At 35.5% G+C, this 15,947-nt stretch carries 20 protein-coding genes; all 20 read right to left on the reverse strand.

Annotated elements, in window-relative coordinates:
- Positions 1 to 66: 66 nt before the first annotated feature.
- Positions 67 to 1,149, reverse strand: a complete 1,083-nt coding sequence (gene flhB, locus SLH48_RS15625) for a flagellar biosynthesis protein FlhB (RefSeq protein ID WP_214482697.1) — start codon at positions 1,147 to 1,149, stop codon at positions 67 to 69.
- A 1-nt stretch (position 1,150) separates the two neighbouring features.
- Positions 1,151 to 1,927, reverse strand: a complete 777-nt coding sequence (fliR, locus tag SLH48_RS15630; protein ID WP_320258924.1) for a flagellar biosynthetic protein FliR — start codon at positions 1,925 to 1,927, stop codon at positions 1,151 to 1,153.
- Between the two features lie 2 nt (positions 1,928 to 1,929).
- Positions 1,930 to 2,199, reverse strand: a complete 270-nt coding sequence (gene fliQ / locus SLH48_RS15635; protein ID WP_214482695.1) for a flagellar biosynthesis protein FliQ — start codon at positions 2,197 to 2,199, stop codon at positions 1,930 to 1,932.
- A gap of 10 nt (positions 2,200 to 2,209) precedes the next feature.
- Positions 2,210 to 2,878 carry a flagellar type III secretion system pore protein FliP gene (fliP, locus tag SLH48_RS15640; RefSeq protein WP_214482694.1) on the reverse strand — a complete coding sequence of 223 codons (669 nt, stop codon included), beginning with the start codon at positions 2,876 to 2,878 and terminating at the stop codon, positions 2,210 to 2,212.
- 5 nt (positions 2,879 to 2,883) lie between these two features.
- A complete protein-coding gene (locus SLH48_RS15645; RefSeq protein ID WP_214482693.1) occupies positions 2,884 to 3,525 on the reverse strand; it encodes a flagellar biosynthetic protein FliO in 642 nt (213 codons plus the stop codon).
- A 15-nt stretch (positions 3,526 to 3,540) separates the two neighbouring features.
- Complete coding sequence (locus tag SLH48_RS15650) at positions 3,541 to 3,903, reverse strand: response regulator (protein ID WP_214482692.1); 363 nt, start codon at positions 3,901 to 3,903, stop codon at positions 3,541 to 3,543.
- A gap of 23 nt (positions 3,904 to 3,926) precedes the next feature.
- The gene (gene fliY, locus SLH48_RS15655) at positions 3,927 to 5,135 is read right to left on the reverse strand and encodes a flagellar motor switch phosphatase FliY (protein ID WP_320258926.1); all 1,209 of its coding nucleotides are present in this window, start codon (positions 5,133 to 5,135) and stop codon (positions 3,927 to 3,929) included.
- A complete protein-coding gene (fliM, locus tag SLH48_RS15660; protein WP_214482690.1) occupies positions 5,125 to 6,123 on the reverse strand; it encodes a flagellar motor switch protein FliM in 999 nt (332 codons plus the stop codon). The genes fliY and fliM overlap by 11 nt, the downstream gene beginning before the upstream one ends.
- A 47-nt stretch (positions 6,124 to 6,170) precedes the next feature.
- Positions 6,171 to 6,599, reverse strand: a complete 429-nt coding sequence (gene fliL / locus SLH48_RS15665) for a flagellar basal body-associated protein FliL (protein ID WP_320258927.1) — start codon at positions 6,597 to 6,599, stop codon at positions 6,171 to 6,173.
- Positions 6,592 to 6,813 carry a flagellar FlbD family protein gene (locus SLH48_RS15670; RefSeq protein ID WP_214482783.1) on the reverse strand — a complete coding sequence of 74 codons (222 nt, stop codon included), beginning with the start codon at positions 6,811 to 6,813 and terminating at the stop codon, positions 6,592 to 6,594. Before SLH48_RS15670 ends, fliL begins: the two co-directional genes overlap by 8 nt.
- Positions 6,814 to 6,914: 101 nt before the next feature.
- Positions 6,915 to 7,730: a flagellar basal body rod protein FlgG gene (flgG, locus tag SLH48_RS15675; RefSeq protein WP_320258928.1), complete on the reverse strand. Its 816-nt coding sequence runs from the start codon at positions 7,728 to 7,730 to the stop codon at positions 6,915 to 6,917.
- 70 nt (positions 7,731 to 7,800) lie between these two features.
- Positions 7,801 to 8,187: a TIGR02530 family flagellar biosynthesis protein gene (locus SLH48_RS15680; RefSeq protein ID WP_320258929.1), complete on the reverse strand. Its 387-nt coding sequence runs from the start codon at positions 8,185 to 8,187 to the stop codon at positions 7,801 to 7,803.
- A 40-nt stretch (positions 8,188 to 8,227) separates the two neighbouring features.
- The gene (flgD, locus tag SLH48_RS15685) at positions 8,228 to 8,863 is read right to left on the reverse strand and encodes a flagellar hook assembly protein FlgD (protein ID WP_214482686.1); all 636 of its coding nucleotides are present in this window, start codon (positions 8,861 to 8,863) and stop codon (positions 8,228 to 8,230) included.
- A gap of 15 nt (positions 8,864 to 8,878) precedes the next feature.
- On the reverse strand, positions 8,879 to 10,183 hold the full coding sequence (locus tag SLH48_RS15690) for a flagellar hook-length control protein FliK (protein ID WP_320258931.1): 1,305 nt from the start codon (positions 10,181 to 10,183) through the stop codon (positions 8,879 to 8,881).
- A 34-nt stretch (positions 10,184 to 10,217) separates the two neighbouring features.
- The gene (locus tag SLH48_RS15695) at positions 10,218 to 10,802 is read right to left on the reverse strand and encodes a MotE family protein (RefSeq protein WP_320258932.1); all 585 of its coding nucleotides are present in this window, start codon (positions 10,800 to 10,802) and stop codon (positions 10,218 to 10,220) included.
- Positions 10,799 to 11,251, reverse strand: a complete 453-nt coding sequence (fliJ, locus tag SLH48_RS15700) for a flagellar export protein FliJ (RefSeq protein WP_320258933.1) — start codon at positions 11,249 to 11,251, stop codon at positions 10,799 to 10,801. Before fliJ ends, SLH48_RS15695 begins: the two co-directional genes overlap by 4 nt.
- Positions 11,252 to 11,258: 7 nt before the next feature.
- A complete protein-coding gene (fliI, locus tag SLH48_RS15705) occupies positions 11,259 to 12,575 on the reverse strand; it encodes a flagellar protein export ATPase FliI (RefSeq protein WP_320258934.1) in 1,317 nt (438 codons plus the stop codon).
- A gap of 6 nt (positions 12,576 to 12,581) precedes the next feature.
- Positions 12,582 to 13,340: a flagellar assembly protein FliH gene (fliH, locus tag SLH48_RS15710; RefSeq protein WP_320258935.1), complete on the reverse strand. Its 759-nt coding sequence runs from the start codon at positions 13,338 to 13,340 to the stop codon at positions 12,582 to 12,584.
- Positions 13,333 to 14,352, reverse strand: a complete 1,020-nt coding sequence (fliG, locus tag SLH48_RS15715) for a flagellar motor switch protein FliG (protein WP_214482680.1) — start codon at positions 14,350 to 14,352, stop codon at positions 13,333 to 13,335. Before fliG ends, fliH begins: the two co-directional genes overlap by 8 nt.
- A gap of 11 nt (positions 14,353 to 14,363) precedes the next feature.
- Positions 14,364 to 15,938 carry a flagellar basal-body MS-ring/collar protein FliF gene (fliF, locus tag SLH48_RS15720; RefSeq protein WP_320258936.1) on the reverse strand — a complete coding sequence of 525 codons (1,575 nt, stop codon included), beginning with the start codon at positions 15,936 to 15,938 and terminating at the stop codon, positions 14,364 to 14,366.
- Between the last annotated feature and the right edge of the window lie 9 nt (positions 15,939 to 15,947).

Genomic DNA, 15,947 nt, shown 5'->3' on the forward strand with positions numbered 1-15,947 from the left:
AGGGTTTCTACCCTGATCTTCAATCTTGTTTAACAATCTCACTGAACATTCATTTATACACAACATCTATACTTTATTTTTCAAGCTATAAACATAAGCTAAAATTTCGGCAACTGCTTTAAAATATTCTTCTGGTATGGCTTGACCAATCTCTGTTTGATCATATAGAGCCCTTGCTAATGGCCGATTTTCTATAGTTACTACATTGTTTTTCTTTGCAATTGACTTGATTTTTTGAGCTATAAAGTCCACTCCACTAGCTACTACAAAAGGAGCATCCATTTTTGATTCGTCATACTTCAATGCAACTGCGAAGTGTGTTGGATTTGTAATGATTACGTCCGCATTAGGAACCTCTTGCATCATTCGCTGCATCGCCATTTCTCGTTGCTTTTGTTTTATTTTTGACTTTATTTGAGGATCACCTTCGACATTTTTATATTCATCTTTTATATCTTGTTTTGACATTCGAATACTTTTCTCAAAGTCATATTTTTGGTACAGGTAATCGATAATTGCTAAGAAAACAAGAACAATGGATGCTGCTAAACCCATTTGAAAAACTAACTTTGCGAGAAAAGACAGCGCAGCACCAATGCTTATTTGTGACAGCATTTCCACTTGACCCCAATTGACCCATAGTATAAAGAAAGTAACTGCTGCAACAAACGATATTTTTAAGATGGATTTTAAAAATTCAACAAGCGCTCGAATAGAAAAAATTCGTTTCGCACCTTTGATTGGATCTATTTTTTCTAGCTTAAATTTAATAGGTTCAGTTGAGAATAAAAAACCTACTTGTGAATAATTTGCTGCAACTCCTCCAACCATTGCTGCAAGCATTATAGGTGCTATGATTAATGCCATATCTTTTACTAACACTAGAAAGATGTCAAACACGTTACTTTCCGTGACATCTACTAATAAATAATCTTGAAAAGTAGTAATAAATATATCTACTAATTTGTCCAGCATATAAGGGCCACTGAACCAAAAAAAGAGAAATACGACGAATAACACAATCGCTGTATTAACATCTTGACTTTTCGCTACTTGACCTTTCTTTCTTGACTCTTGACGCTTTTTTGGAGTCGCTTTTTCTGTTTTTTCCCCAGCAAAAAACTGAAGATCTAATCGTAAAAAAGACAAATTATACGCCTCCTAAAATTCTCATCAAGGTTCTCAAAGTGACCAATACATTCTCGAATAAGTCCCTTACTAAATAAATAAAAGATGCCATTATGACAATTAGCATCACAAAGCTCACGATAATTTTGATAGGAATACCAACGACAAAAATATTTAGCTGAGGCATCGTTCTTGCCATAATTCCTAATGCAATATCTACTAGAAAAAGTGAGCCAACGATAGGTAGGGCCATTTGAAAAGCTATAATAAACATATAACTCATCGTTTGAATCAAAAATGCACTGAATCTACTGTCCCCAAAAGAAACCCACGTTTGATCGATTGGTATAAATTGATAGCTATTGAAAATCCCGTCAAGTAATAAATGATGGGCATCTACTGAAAGTAAGAACAGTAACGCAAATGTATATAAATACTGCCCCATGAGAGGGCTTTGAGCTCCAGTTTGGGGATCAATAACGTTGGCAATCGCAAAACCCATCTGAAAATCAATAAAACCTCCAGCCGTCTGGATAGCAGAGAATATAATATAAGCGGTAAACCCTATTAGTATACCTATTAAAGCCTCTTTTAGAATCATAGCAATAAACAATACATCTATTGGAATGGTATATGGATCTATTGTAAATACCATGATCCACGCTAAGAAAAAGGATAATCCAATTTTTAGCGTATTTGGTATATTTCGATAAGAAAAAATGGGTATCGTTACAAAAAAGGCTGAAATTCTAATAAATATTAATAAGAACATTGGAAATAAAGTAATCATATCATTCATAATTAACCCACAAACTTATGCAAATTATTAAAAATCTCATATGTATAACTGATCATCCTAGATAACATCCAGGGACCAAATACAACCAACCCTATAAAAACAGCAACAATCTTCGGAATAAACGCCAATGTTTGTTCTTGTATTTGTGTAGTAGCCTGAAAAATACTAACAGCCAAGCCTACACCTAAAGCTAATAATAGCAGAGGACCACTTACTATCAGTACAGTGTAAACACCTGATTGGGCAAGTGATATAACAGTTTGAGCATCCATAACTTGTCTCCTAACCAAAGCTTGTTAATAGTGATTTAATAACAAGATTCCAGCCATCAACTAGTACAAACAATAGTATTTTAAATGGTAAGGCAATCATAACTGGTGGTAACATCATCATCCCCATGGACATTAAAACACTAGCGACTACCATATCAATAACTAAAAAAGGTACAAAAATCATAAAGCCAATTTGAAATGCTGTTTTCAATTCACTGATCGCAAATGCCGGGACAAGTGCTGTCATCGGAATGTCTTCAATTGATGATGGGCTCTCATATTCTCCATATTGTAAAAATAGCGCTAAATCTTTTTGTCGCGTATGATTACTCATATATTCTTTCATAGGTATACTCGCTCGTTCATAAGCTTCTTCTATGTTAATTTCTTCGTTAAATAAAGGTGTCAAGGCTTGTTCATTCACCTCTTGAAAAGTTGGCGCCATAATAAAAAAGGTTAAAAATAGAGACAACCCTACTATTACTTGGTTTGGGGGCATTTGTTGTGTCCCTAACGATGTCCTAACAAACGATAACACAACTACTACTCTAGTAAAGCTGGTCATTAATATTAAAATACTTGGAGCTAAAGAAAGGACCGTCAATAATAGTAATAGTTTGACTGTCGTTGATACATTTTGGGGATCACTCGTATTAAAAAGCTCTGCAATCTCATTCATTCAAACTAGTCCCTTTCTTTATCTTGCTCATGTAGAAGATGTTTTCTTTCTTCAGAAAGCTCATCCAACTGTGATTTGAGCACACTAGCGAAATTTTCATCATTATGATGTTGCTTTTTATCGCGAGACGATAAAAGCTTCTTCACTAAATGTGCTGGCTGCACCATTTGATTTAGCTTATTATGATGATCATCTACGATTTGTTGTACTTCATGCTCATTGTCAATTTCTCGTAATAATTGAATATCTTCACCTACGCCAACAACTAAAATACGCTTACCGACTTTAATGAGCTGAACGGAGCGATTAGAACCTAAGCCAGTTCCACCTAAATTCTCGACATATTTAAAATTGCTTTGAGCACTACTTTTTTTATTGACAAATTTAATTAACAAATAGATAAGTAGAATCACAAAAATGGTGGCAAAAATCATTTTTGTAACATCCCATAAGCCCACCGTATTTTGATTTTCTACAAGTGGACCTACCTCATCTTCATTGTTACCGTCTTCTAAATTACTATCTTCGTCAAAATAATCTGTTACACTCATTGGTGATGACTGCTCCGCATAAACAATCAAAGATTGTAGCGGAGCAAAGATAATGGTATATAAAATTGCTATTAATAATATTTTTTTTGCTTGCAAGATGGAAACCTCATTTTAATTTAACGTTTTATTAATTGCTTCAATAACACGTTCTGCTTGGAATGGTTTAACGATAAAATCTTTCGCTCCAGCTTGAATAGCATCTATGACCATCGCCTGTTGTCCCATTGCTGAACACATCACTATTTTTGCATTTGGGTTTATTTTACGAATTTCTTTCAACACTGAAATCCCATCCAATTCAGGCATAGTAATATCTAAAGTGACTAAATCTGGTTGGAATTCTTTATATTTTTCAATTGCTTGAACACCATCGGCAGCTTCGCCAACAACATCAAATCCATTTTTCGTTAATATATCTTTAATCATCATTCTCATAAATGCCGCATCATCTACGATCAAAATCTTATGACTCATATTTTATAATACCTCCATGCTTCTTAACGCAATTTTTTGACACGATCTGATTGACTTATAATATCTGTTACCCTAACCCCGAAGTTTTCTTCTATTACGACTACTTCACCTTGGGCAATTTTCTTATTATTTACTAAAATATCAACTGGCTCTCCCGCTAATTTATCAAGTTCAATAATTGAACCAGATGATAGCTCTAAAACATCTTTTACATTTTGTTTTGTGCGCCCTAACTCAACAGTGACTTTTAAAGGAATATCTAATAACATATCAAGATTGTTTGATTCAACTGTGGTCATAGGTGTCCTTTCAAAGTTAGAAAATTCGGCTGGTTGAATATTAGGTGTTGCCATTCTTGATGATTTACTTACACCTGCTCCTATATATTGTGGGGCTGAGCCATGGTTTACTTCATGACCTACTTCTCTTTCTAACAATGAAGTAGCTGCAACTTCATCCATAGCATGTTGAACTGGTATCTCTTCCTTTGAATTCATAGCTTGTTCCTTATGAGAGCCTTCCACTGCCATCTGATTACTATCTTCTGAGAAAAGTAAATCTTCCGCTAAATCTTTTCCAAAAGTTTTCGGTAAAAGTTGCATAATATTGGAATCGATTAAATCCCCTACTTTTAATCTAAATGATACTTTTATTAAGCTATCAACTTCGGGAATTCTTTCTGTTCCTTCACCTTCCTTAATATCAAGTATATCAATACTCGGTGGAGAAATATCGACTTTTTTGTTAAATACTGTCGACATGGATGTAGCTGCTGAACCCATCATTTGATTCATAGCTTCTTGTACAGCACTTATTTGGATCTCTCCAAGCTTACCTTCAGGAGGGTTCTTTCCATCTCCTCCGAGCATAATATCAGCAATAATCGCCGCATCACTTTGTCTAATTACTAATAAATTTGAGCCAGAAAATCCTTCTGTATAATTAACTTGTACCGCTACATATGGGTGAGGAAATTCATCTTTTAATCTACTTTTTAATACAACGGATACTAAAGGTGTTGTAATTTCCACCTTTTGATTTAATAAGGTGGAGAGTACAGTCGCTGAACTACCAAAGGAAATATTTCCTATTTCACCTAACGCGTCTTTTTCAAAATCAGACAAAAACTCCTCTGCTGCATGACCTTGGTTCTGGCTGTCACTGCTCTCATCATCAGTACCACCTAGCAGTGCATCTATTTCGTCTTGTGATAGCATATCATCATTTAACATATTCATTTCCCCCTCTCACATGATCTATCAACTGGACTGCTTGTGTTTTACCAACTTTTCCAGGTTGTCCAGTGAATTTTGGCAAATCATTCACTTTTATAGTTAAAGGTTGATCTATCTTTTGATTTAATTGAATGACATCACCAACATCAAGATGCAAGAAGTCTTCTATTGGAATTTCTGAAGTACCAAGCTCAGCGGTAATAGGAACCTCAGTCAATTTAATCCGCTCTTTTAGTGCTTCAATCTCTTGAGGCTCTCGTTCTTTCTCACCTTTTTGCATCCAGTAATGAACAGATAATTTCCGGATGATCGGTTCTAAGACGACGTGTGGAATACAAATATTTATCATTCCAGTCGTATCGCCAATTTGGGTATTCATCGAAATGACCACTACTGTTTCATTTGGTGAAACCATTTGTAAAAATTGAGGATTCACTTCAAAATTAACTAATGCAGGCTCCATTTCAACAATATTACTCCATGCTTCCTTTAAATTATCTACAGATTTTTCAAAAAGGTTAGACATGATCGTTGTTTCAATTTCGGTTAATCGATCTACCTTATTAAAATTATGTCCACTTCCACCTAACACGCGATCTAACATCGAGTATGCGATATTCGGGTTCACTTCCATCAAGATTCTACCTTCTAAAGGAGGTACCTCAAACACGTTCAACACAGTCATCTTAGGTATTGAACGGATAAACTCCTCATATGGGACTTGATCTGCAGACGCGACTGTAATTTGAATATATGTACGTAACTGTGCTGAAAAATAATTAGTAAATAATCTTGCTAGATTTTCATGAATTCGGGTTAAACTACGAATTTGATCTTTGGAGAAGCGTAAAGCTCTTTTAAAATCATAAACTTTTACTTTCTTTTCGGATTCTTCCTTTTTTAACTCCTCCGCATTCATCTCGCCTGTTGATATTGCAGACAATAAAGCATCAATTTCACTTTGGGATAACACTTCACTTGACAAATTTGTTCACCTCCATCTTCGATCTGACTCCACCAATTGATAAAGAGTTATTGAAGAAGAAAGGAGGTAATGTAAACTCTATTTACATTTCCATCTTGCATTAACTCATTGATTTTGTTCATTAATTTCTCCTCAAGATATATTTTGCCTTCTTTACCACTGAATTGCTCTGCTTTCATTTCAGAAATCTCTTGGATTATAATATTACGCACTTGAAAATCGCGTTTCTGCAGTTCTTTTTTCGAACCTTTACTATCAGTTTCTATTTTAAAGGAGACACGGATAAACCCTTCATCAAGTAGATTGGTGGTAATGTCATCCATATCCATAGAGTTATCTATTATTTCATCAATAGTAGGAGCTGCTTCTACATCTTTATCTCCTATATCAAGCAAAACGAATAGCAATATCAAACCTACGATCGTAAAGGTTGCAAGCATTATTATCATAAGTGTATATAATCTATTTTTATTCACTTTCCTCACCTTCCGTCTCTCGATGAGTCCCAATTATATTTATCTTTGTATAATACTGTTCAATTTGTTGTACAACATCATCTACGTCTTCTTTAACAACAAATTTTTTCCCATTTGTTAAAGTAATCGTCGTATCAGGAAATGCTTCAACCTGCTCAATGTAAATCGCATTTAACATATATGTTTTTCCATTTAGCCTGGTGAGTGCAATCATATTTTCAAATATGGGCAAATAGAATTCACCTTCAAGATTAACAGCAAGCTATGTATTAACTAGATATGTAAAATTCTATTTGCCCTTTCCCCTTTTTAAATTTAACGTTTTAGGTTAACAAGTTCTTGTAAAATTTCATCCGATGTTGTAATAATTCGAGTGTTCGCTTGGAATCCACGCTGAGCAACGATCATTTCTGTAAATTCCTCAGAAAGATCAACATTGGACATTTCTAGCGTACCAGGTTCGATACTTCCAGTACCACCACTACCAGGTAAAGCTATACTAACATCACCTGAATTTATCGTTTCGATATAAAGATTATTCCCCACTTTTTGAAGACCTCCATTATTAGGGAATTTTGCTAAAGCTATGGTTCCCTCAACTACTAATGGGTTGGTCGTATTTGAGGGGTCTGTATACGTCACACTACCATCTTGTCCAATACTAAATTCAGACGCAGTATCAGGTATGTTAATAGGATAATCTGTACCATTACCATTTACTTCCTTTAAGTAAAATCCATCGTTATTTACAATATCCCCATTTTCATCCAAATAAAAATTACCTGCACGAGTATAATAGTCATTTGCACCATCAGTTACGACAAAGTAACCGTCTCCTGATATCGATAAATCTAAAGTTCGATTCGTTGTTTGTAGACTACCTTGGGTATGAATCGTATCAATGGAAGCCAATTGCGCCCCTAAGCCCACTTGTTTAGGGTTTGTTCCCCCTCTTCCATTCTGTACCGGTGCTGAAGCACCTGCTACTTGCTGGCTGACAAGGTCTTTAAACATAGCACGACCTTTTTTAAAGCCGAAAGTGTTAACATTTGCGATATTATTACCGATTACATCTAGCTTTGTTTGGAAGTTTTTCATTCCTGAAATTCCTGAATACATCGAACGTAACATATATACGATCTCCTTTCTATGCGGTTACATCTGTCATTCCGTAACCTTGGCCTCCATATGGTCCAGCCAATCAATCAATAATGATTGTTCCGTTTATATTCGAAAATATTTGCGTTGTTGCTTCATTTCTATCCATCGCTGTAACTACTGTGTTATTTTTTGCACTGACAATTAATGCAGCATTATTTAATAATACGAGTGAATCTTGGATACCCATTTGTTTCGCTTCGTCAACTTTTTCACTTATCTTGTTCCATTGCCGATTATCAATCGTAATATTGCGCTCCATTATTCGCTGACTCGCATGTTTACTAATTTTGAGTTCATTAGTAGATGCTAGTGCAAGACCGAATTGTGTTTTAAAATCAGCTGAAGCAGTTTGCTTAGTAGTTGAAACATGGTTATTTTTAGGACTAATTTGATGCTGTTGATAAGCATGAATGATACGCTGTGTCAATTATTCACCTCCGATTATTAAGAGGGACAAATTTTCACGTTTATGCAGAAATTTTGAGAATTTGTGAAGCAGAAATAGTAGTTCCATCTGCATCATCAAGCTGGTATGTCGTTTGTCCATTGTTAAACAAAACAGAAAGAACTGTCGCTGACATTTCAGTCCCATCATCTCTTTGCCACATAACTGACTTCCCTATTAATTCACTACCTTGTAATATGTGATTGTCTGTAGTAGTATGGTTAATTCCAGAAATATTACCTAATTCCAAAGTTGAACCATCTTCTAGCTCAAAATAAACTTCACCGTTAATATATTGAATTGAACTAATAACTCCTGTCCCTTCAACAATCGTTGAACCATCCTCATCTATCACTTCTTTATGATATGTTACATCTTTACCGACAAATTGATTGTAACTAACAAGATTGGATTGTATGCTCTGTTGTAGCATAAGTTCCATCGATTCTGACATAGCCATCATTTGCTCTAATGAAGAAAACGTAGCCATTTGGGCAATAAAATCCTTATCCTGCATTGGATTAAGTGGGTCTTGATTTTGCAATTGTGTCATTAAAATTTTTAGAAAATCGTCTTTTCCTAATATATCAGACCCTGTATTTCTCTCTTCATTTTGATATGAGGATAAATAATAATCTGCTGGAATTGTAGTAGCCATATTCATCACCTTTACCTATACTTGTAGATTAAGTAAAACTTCTTCAAAAGATAATGGTTCATCATTTGCTTGATTATCATTTTGGTCATCTTGCTCGCTTTGATTTTGTCTCTGTTGGTCATTTTGATCACGGTTAAGGAATCTCATAAATTGTTGTTCTAGTTGATCAGAAATGACTAGTTTATCTACTTGAATATTTTGAGCCTGAAACGATTGCTTTAAGTTAAATAATTGAGACTCTATTAATTCTTTAGCAGCAGTTGAAGACGTAATAATTCTAGCTAGCATACCAGCTTCGGTCTGTTGTAATTCAATTTTTAATGAACCGAGATGCTCAGGGAATAGTTTTATTTGTAATGTTTTATTCCCATTTAAAAATGATAGATTACCTTTTGCTAATATGTTCTGAAAATCTTTAATAAATTGCTCTTCATTAGCACCTTTATCTGGTTGCCCGACAAATAAGACAAATTGTTGAATTTTATCCATTTGCCCTTGTGGAATGTCAACATTCACTACAGGTTGTGTTATAGCTTCTATCGGTTGCTTCAAGGTCATTCCAGATAATAATAGATGATTGTTTTGTGAAGCAGGGACGGTTGAATTACCCTTCGTGAGCTCAATATTTAATCGATTATCTGCACCGATAAAAAATTGATGACGGCCATTTGTTTTCACGTCATGATTACTCGTTTTGTTTTGTTCCTTCACCATTTCAGAAGATGCATTTACTAGTGAATTTAATAGTTGCTGCAAGGTCGATAAACTATCATTGTTACGACCTGACGCGCCCTGTAGTTGATTTGTTAAATTCTTCAAATTCTCTACAACATTCATGAGTAATTGTTGTGATACTGTACCATCATTTTTCAGCGAATTAGCAACACGTTCTATAGCTGTAAGAATATCCTCCGATAATTTACCTTGTCCTTGAAGAGTTAGTAATAAATCTTGGCGGATGGTTAAATTATTGGCCATATTATCTATTAATAATAGAAGTTCTTCATTAGATAATTCGCTTACATCTGCTACTAATAACTGATCAAGTTGTTCATTAATATAATCAATGTCCTGCTCTTTCATTTCCTGGGCAACATGAGCTTTTTCATTATGTTGATCTACACCATTATTATTTCCGTTAACGTTAACACCTTTGTCTTGATCCTCTTTTGTTACGTTAGTACTATTGCCTTGATCTTTACTTGAAATTGCTCCTGATAGTTTTTCTTTAAAACCAGAGTCGTTTGATGTTGTATCCAGAAAATTGTCTTTAGCCTTCTTTTGACTAACAGAAACTGGCTGTATTAGTTGTACACTCATCGTTTTCACCTCCTCTCATGTAATGACTGAATTTTTACTCACCATTAAATTCTTCTGCTAGTAGCTGTGTAAACTCCGCTGCAGATTTAGGTTCCATTTTTTCTAAGACTGCTGCTCTTTTTTCCATTTCCATTGACGCCAATATGTCTATCACATAGTCATCATCCATCTTTTGCATAATTGCAGCAGCGTTTTTTGCTGTCATATTCTCATATGGACTGACGATTAAATCATCTTTTTTTTCATCATTCTTTTTCACATTTAAATTGTTTAATTCTGCTTCTAACTTATTTATCTGATCTTCTTGTTTTGCGATTGTAGCTTTATGATCATCTACCTCAGCCTGTTGGTTTTCAATTTTCGCTTCCAAATCAGCTATAGTGGCTTTTTGTTCTATAATTGTATCTTGGTTCTCATTCATATCAGGATCCGTTGTACCCGTTGTGCTTACAACATTAGCAATGAATGGTATTTGTGCAGCGTATTGCTTTGTATCTTCAAAGACATTACCGCCCTTCAAACTGATGATGATGAGCACAATGCTAAAAGCTAATGCGAACGGGATAACTATTATGAATAGAAACCTTCGGAACTTACTGAGTTCTTTTTTCTTTTTCACTCTGTATTCACCCTCGTTCTTAAAAATTGCTGCACCGAAATTTCATTCATTAATTTATTTTCGTTACACTTATTAGTCGTAACGAAGTTTTCATAGTCAATTTCTTTCATTCTTTCATATTTTTTCATTTCAATATTAGCCTCAAGGAGCAACTTTTCTTTTGCTTGCATTTGGGCACGTGCTTCAGCAACTAACTGTTGCAAATTGTTAATATCTTGATCGATTTTTAACATGAAGCGTTGATATTTTTGGATATCCTCAATGGACGATCCTCTCGTTATTTTTTCAGATTGCCCTGCCTGACGTTCTTCCTTTTGCTTTAACAATTCATATAATTTCTTACCTATTATTTCAAAATTCTCAATTGATTTATTATACTCAACAAGAACAGCCTCTTTCTCATGTTCCTTAATCGATAATATTTGATGAAATTTATAAGAATATGTCATTGTATTTTTATTCACCTGTCTCTATTAAACGAAGTAATGACGATACACTATCCTTGCTATTAATCTTATCATTTGTATTCTGCTTCAAGTAATCAACAAGTTTCGGATAAAAACGAATGGCTTCATCTATATTCTTTGATGAACCCCTTTTATATGCTCCAATATTAATTAAATCTTCGGAATTCATATATGTTGATAGAAGTTCTCTAAATTTTTCTGCAGCTACTATTTGTTCGTTTGGTGCTATCTGGTTCATCACACGACTTACGCTTTTTAATAAGTTAATAGCAGGAAATTGTCCTTTATTCGCAAGATTACGATCTAACACGAAGTGGCCATCCAAGATCCCTCTGACTGCATCCGCAATTGGCTCGTTCATATCATCTCCGTCAACTAATACAGAATAAAAGGATGTAATAGAACCGAGTTGATTTGTACCAGTTCTCTCTAATAACTTTGGAAGTATTGCAAATACGGACGGGGTATACCCCTTAGTCGTTGGTGGCTCACCAGTAGCTAAGCCAATTTCTCTTTGTGCCATCGCGACTCTAGTAACTGAATCCATCATTAACATAACATTTAGCCCTTGATCTCGAAAATATTCGGCAATCGTTGTAGCTGTATAAGCGCCTTTTATTCTCATTAAAGCAGGCTGATCGGAAGTTGCTACAATAACGATTGATCGCTTTAGACCCTCTTCTCCAAGATCTCTTTCGATGAATTCACGAACCTCTCTTCCACGTTCACCAATCAACGCGATGATGTTTAAATCTGCGCTAGTATATCGAGCAGTCATGCCCATCAATGTACTTTTCCCAACACCTGATCCAGCGAAAATGCCAACACGTTGCCCTTTCCCAACTGTTAACAGGCCATCTATCATGCGAACACCGACTTCTATTTCTTCGTCAATAGGCGGTCTCTCCATTGGGTTTGGAGGAGACTTTTCCGTCTTAACCGTCGCTAATCCTTTTGGTAGCTCCCCACCATTTAAAGGATGTCCTAACGAATTTAGCACCTTCCCTATTAATGCTGAACCTACTTTTATTTGTAGTGGATTTTTCGTTGTTTCTACAACACTGCCTGACGATATACTACTAACACCCATATAAGGCATTAGTATTACAAATTCATCCCGAAATCCAACAACCTCTGCCATGATTTTATTGTTCTTGTTTGAATCAACGTATATGTAACATACGTCTCCTATTGAGCTTTCGGGACCTTTAGACTCGATCATTAAACCTACAACTCTTGTTACTTTCCCATATCGTTTATATGTGTCTATTGAATGGATGTCATTCATTAAGCTAGCTAATTTCAACTACTATCATTCCTCTACTAAAAGTTCAATTAGTTTAGCCTTTATTTCTTCTAACTGGCTATCTACACTTGCATCAATTTTGCCAAATGATGATTCTATAATACAGCCAGTTTCTTTTCTATCCTCGTCTGGGTAGATATATAATTCAGTCATATGGTTTAAAAGATCGAACAACTCATTTTTGCGACTTATAACTAGGTCATATTGCGATGGGTGAACATATATTTTAATATCAGTATGTTCCTTTACTTCTTTTAAGGCTCGCTTAACAATATGTACGAATTGCCCTTCGTCTCCGTCTAGAGTTTCTCCCAGGATCCGTTCAGCTACTTTTATGCCGATAAGCAGCATTTTTTCCTCAGCTGAATCCAAGATTTCATGGTAATCTTTTTTTGTTAAACTGACTATGTGTTTTGCTTCACTCAATTTTTCACTATATTCGGTGTAGCCAGCTTCTTCACCAGACTGAAAACCTGCCTTATAGCCAGTCTCTTTCGCCTCAGCTTCTAGCTGTTGTTTTTCTTTTAGCCATGCTTGTTTTGTTTGTTCAATTTCTTCATTTACTTGCTTAAGTTGTTTATTGGCATTCTCCAGCAATTCTTTCGCTTCTTGTTTCGCATCAGTTATCAGTTGTTGAGCTAGCTGTTTTTCCGAATCATTGCTAACATTGTCGGCTCCTCCTTCATTTGAAAAAGTTTGGAGTCCTATCACCTTTTTGTCTCTAGAAGTGACTGAAGTAAATGGTGCTTTTATGACGTTAGACAATAATATCATCTCCTCCACCACGAGCCACAATGATTTCTCCTGTTTCTTCTAGTCTACGAATAACTTCAACAATTTTGGTTTGGGCTTCCTCAACATCACGTAAGCGAACAGGTCCCATATATTCCATATCTTCCTTAAAGGATTCAACCATACGTTTAGACATATTTCTAAATACAACGTCTTTGACCTCTTCACTAGATACTTTAAGAGCAAGAATGAGATCATCATTTTGAACCTCTCTGATTACTCTCTGTATTGCACGGTTATCAAGAGTAACAATATCTTCAAAGACAAACATTCTCTTTTTAATTTCTTCTGCTAGCTCTGGGTCCTGTATTTCTAATGCATCAAGTATCGTTCTCTCAGTGCTTCTATCAACACCATTCAATACATCAACTACAGACTCAATCCCACCGGTTTGATTATAGTCTTGTGTAACGGTTGCCGAAAGCTTCCTTTCCAATACTTGTTCAACTTCATTTATAATCTCAGGAGATGTACCTTCCATTAATGCAATTCTTCTTGCCACCTCTGTTTGTAACTCTTGTGGTAATTCTGACAATATTAGTCCTGCTTGTGCAGGATCTAAGTAGGATAAGACTAACGCAATTGTTTGCGGATGCTCTTCCTGAATATAATTCAATATTTGACTAGGATCGGCTTTCCTGACAAAATCAAAAGGTCTAACTTGTAAGGAGGATGTTAAGCGATTAATAATAATCGCTGCTTGCTCACTCCCTAATGCTTTCTCAAGGATTGTCTTTGCATAGCCAATTCCCCCTTGTGCTATATAATCCTGCGCAAGGGCGATGTTATGAAATTCCTCCATAATTTTCTCTTTGGCTTTAGAATCGACCTTTTTCACATTAGAAATCTCTAATGTTAGCCTCTCAATTTCTTCTTCTGATAAATGCTTATAAATAGATGCTGATACATCTGGACCAAGAGAGATTAAAAGAATGGCAGCCTTTTGTTTTCCTGTTAGTATTGTTTTTCCTTCTTTATTAGCCATCTTTTTTCCTCCTAATCTTCAGCTAACCAAGATCTTAATAGCTTTGCAAAATCATCTGGTTTGTCTTTTGCCATCTTTTCTAACTGTTTTCTTCTCACATTCGTTTCAGTTTCTTTCTCATCATTAACATCTGGAAGGAAAATCTTTGATTGGTCCGTCATATCAATTTCCTCTGTAGCTCGTGATCTGTTATATAGTAATAAAGCGACAAGTAAGATAATGATAGCTAATAATAGCGCTCCAACGATGTAAATCCAAGGCGGAATTAACGGTTTAGATGGCGCACTAAATACAGGTTTACCATTAAATTGAGCAACTGAAACGACTACTTTATTTTTCGCATCATCAACTGTCAATTTGTCACCGTCGTCTAATACGATTGAAGTACGTACGATTGAGCTTAGTATATCTTGAATGTCACCTGTTGGCACAGCAGTAGTACTATCTTCACTAGCTACTGGGGGCTCAACCATTACTTGAATACCTAGATCTCTTACCTTATACGGACTTTCAACTATTTCTTTAGTTATACGGTCTACTTCATTGTTAATTGTTTCTTCAATACGTTCATATTCACCGGCATTCTCATTATTAGCTGAACTTTGTAAGGTCGTAAGGTCATTATCACCAGCCGGTATCCCCCCAGCTTGAGCACCTTCTCCAGAATACGTTTCTCTAATGGTTTTAGCACTGATTGCAATTCCTTCATTATCATCAGTCGTAGCTTCAACCCTGTTTTCTATCCGATTTTCTTTAGTAAAGTCTAGGTCAGCTGTCACAGAAACAACTACTTTATCTTGCCCCATCATCATGCCGAGCATTTGCTGAACTTGTCGTTGAATATCACGCTCAACTTCCCGTTTAATCTCCAATTGATTAGCGATAATTGCACCATCAGAAAAATTATTTTCTTTATTTAGGTCAAAATACTCAAAATTTTGGTTCATTATGACGATATTATCAGTAGGAAGGTTTGGTACACTTTTTGAAACTAAGTGATAAAGCGCTCTCACGTTTTCCTGATCGAACTTATATCCTAGTTTTGTTTGTAGTACAATAGATGCAGATGCTTCCTCTCCAACCTCATTCACAAATAATGTCGGTTGCGGAAGATTAATCATTACTTTGGCATCATCTACGCCATCGATGCCTTCAATTAACCTTGCCAATTCATTTTGAGTAGCATCTAGCTTCAACATATTAAATTCGTTTTCAGTTGTTCCTAAACCTGAATTATTACCGAAATCACCATAGTCAAAGCTGCCACTTTCAGGGATTCCCTCTGCTGCTAATTCAACCATTAGCGTATCGACAATCTCTGTAGGTACCAATATTGATGTTCCATTGTCAGCAACTGTTGATTCTATCCCTCTAGAGTCTAATGTTGCCTTAATCTGCCCAGTCTCTTGTGGTGACAAGTTTACATACAGCGGTTGAAGACTTGTGTTATTAGCTAAAAATAATATAATTACAATTGCTATTCCAAAAAGAGCAATGGCTCCGATCATACCACCCTTTTGGGTTTTTGATCTTGCATTCCAAAATTGTGATAATTTCTCTTTATATTTATTCATTGTCTCGTTCATCATTTTCCT

This window comes from Cytobacillus sp. IB215316 (assembly GCF_033963865.1).
Classification (GTDB): Bacteria; Bacillota; Bacilli; order Bacillales; family SM2101; genus Nanhaiella; species Nanhaiella sioensis.

Bases quoted from the DNA above. Each gene is read 5' to 3' on its own strand.
- fliR (WP_320258924.1), bottom strand. From the start codon at position 1,927: ATGAATGATATGATTACTTTATTTCCAATGTTCTTATTAATATTTATT.
- fliQ (WP_214482695.1), bottom strand. From the start codon at position 2,199: ATGGATGCTCAAACTGTTATATCACTTGCCCAATCAGGTGTTTACACT.
- fliP (WP_214482694.1), bottom strand. From the start codon at position 2,878: ATGAATGAGATTGCAGAGCTTTTTAATACGAGTGATCCCCAAAATGTA.
- SLH48_RS15650 (WP_214482692.1), bottom strand. From the start codon at position 3,903: ATGAGTCATAAGATTTTGATCGTAGATGATGCGGCATTTATGAGAATG.
- fliY (WP_320258926.1), bottom strand. From the start codon at position 5,135: ATGTTAAATGATGATATGCTATCACAAGACGAAATAGATGCACTGCTA.
- SLH48_RS15670 (WP_214482783.1), bottom strand. From the start codon at position 6,813: ATGATTGCACTCACCAGGCTAAATGGAAAAACATATATGTTAAATGCG.
- flgG (WP_320258928.1), bottom strand. From the start codon at position 7,730: ATGTTACGTTCGATGTATTCAGGAATTTCAGGAATGAAAAACTTCCAA.
- flgD (WP_214482686.1), bottom strand. From the start codon at position 8,863: ATGGCTACTACAATTCCAGCAGATTATTATTTATCCTCATATCAAAAT.
- SLH48_RS15690 (WP_320258931.1), bottom strand. From the start codon at position 10,183: ATGAGTGTACAACTAATACAGCCAGTTTCTGTTAGTCAAAAGAAGGCT.
- fliJ (WP_320258933.1), bottom strand. From the start codon at position 11,251: ATGACATATTCTTATAAATTTCATCAAATATTATCGATTAAGGAACAT.
- fliG (WP_214482680.1), bottom strand. From the start codon at position 14,352: ATGGCTAATAAAGAAGGAAAAACAATACTAACAGGAAAACAAAAGGCT.
- fliF (WP_320258936.1), bottom strand. From the start codon at position 15,938: ATGAACGAGACAATGAATAAATATAAAGAGAAATTATCACAATTTTGG.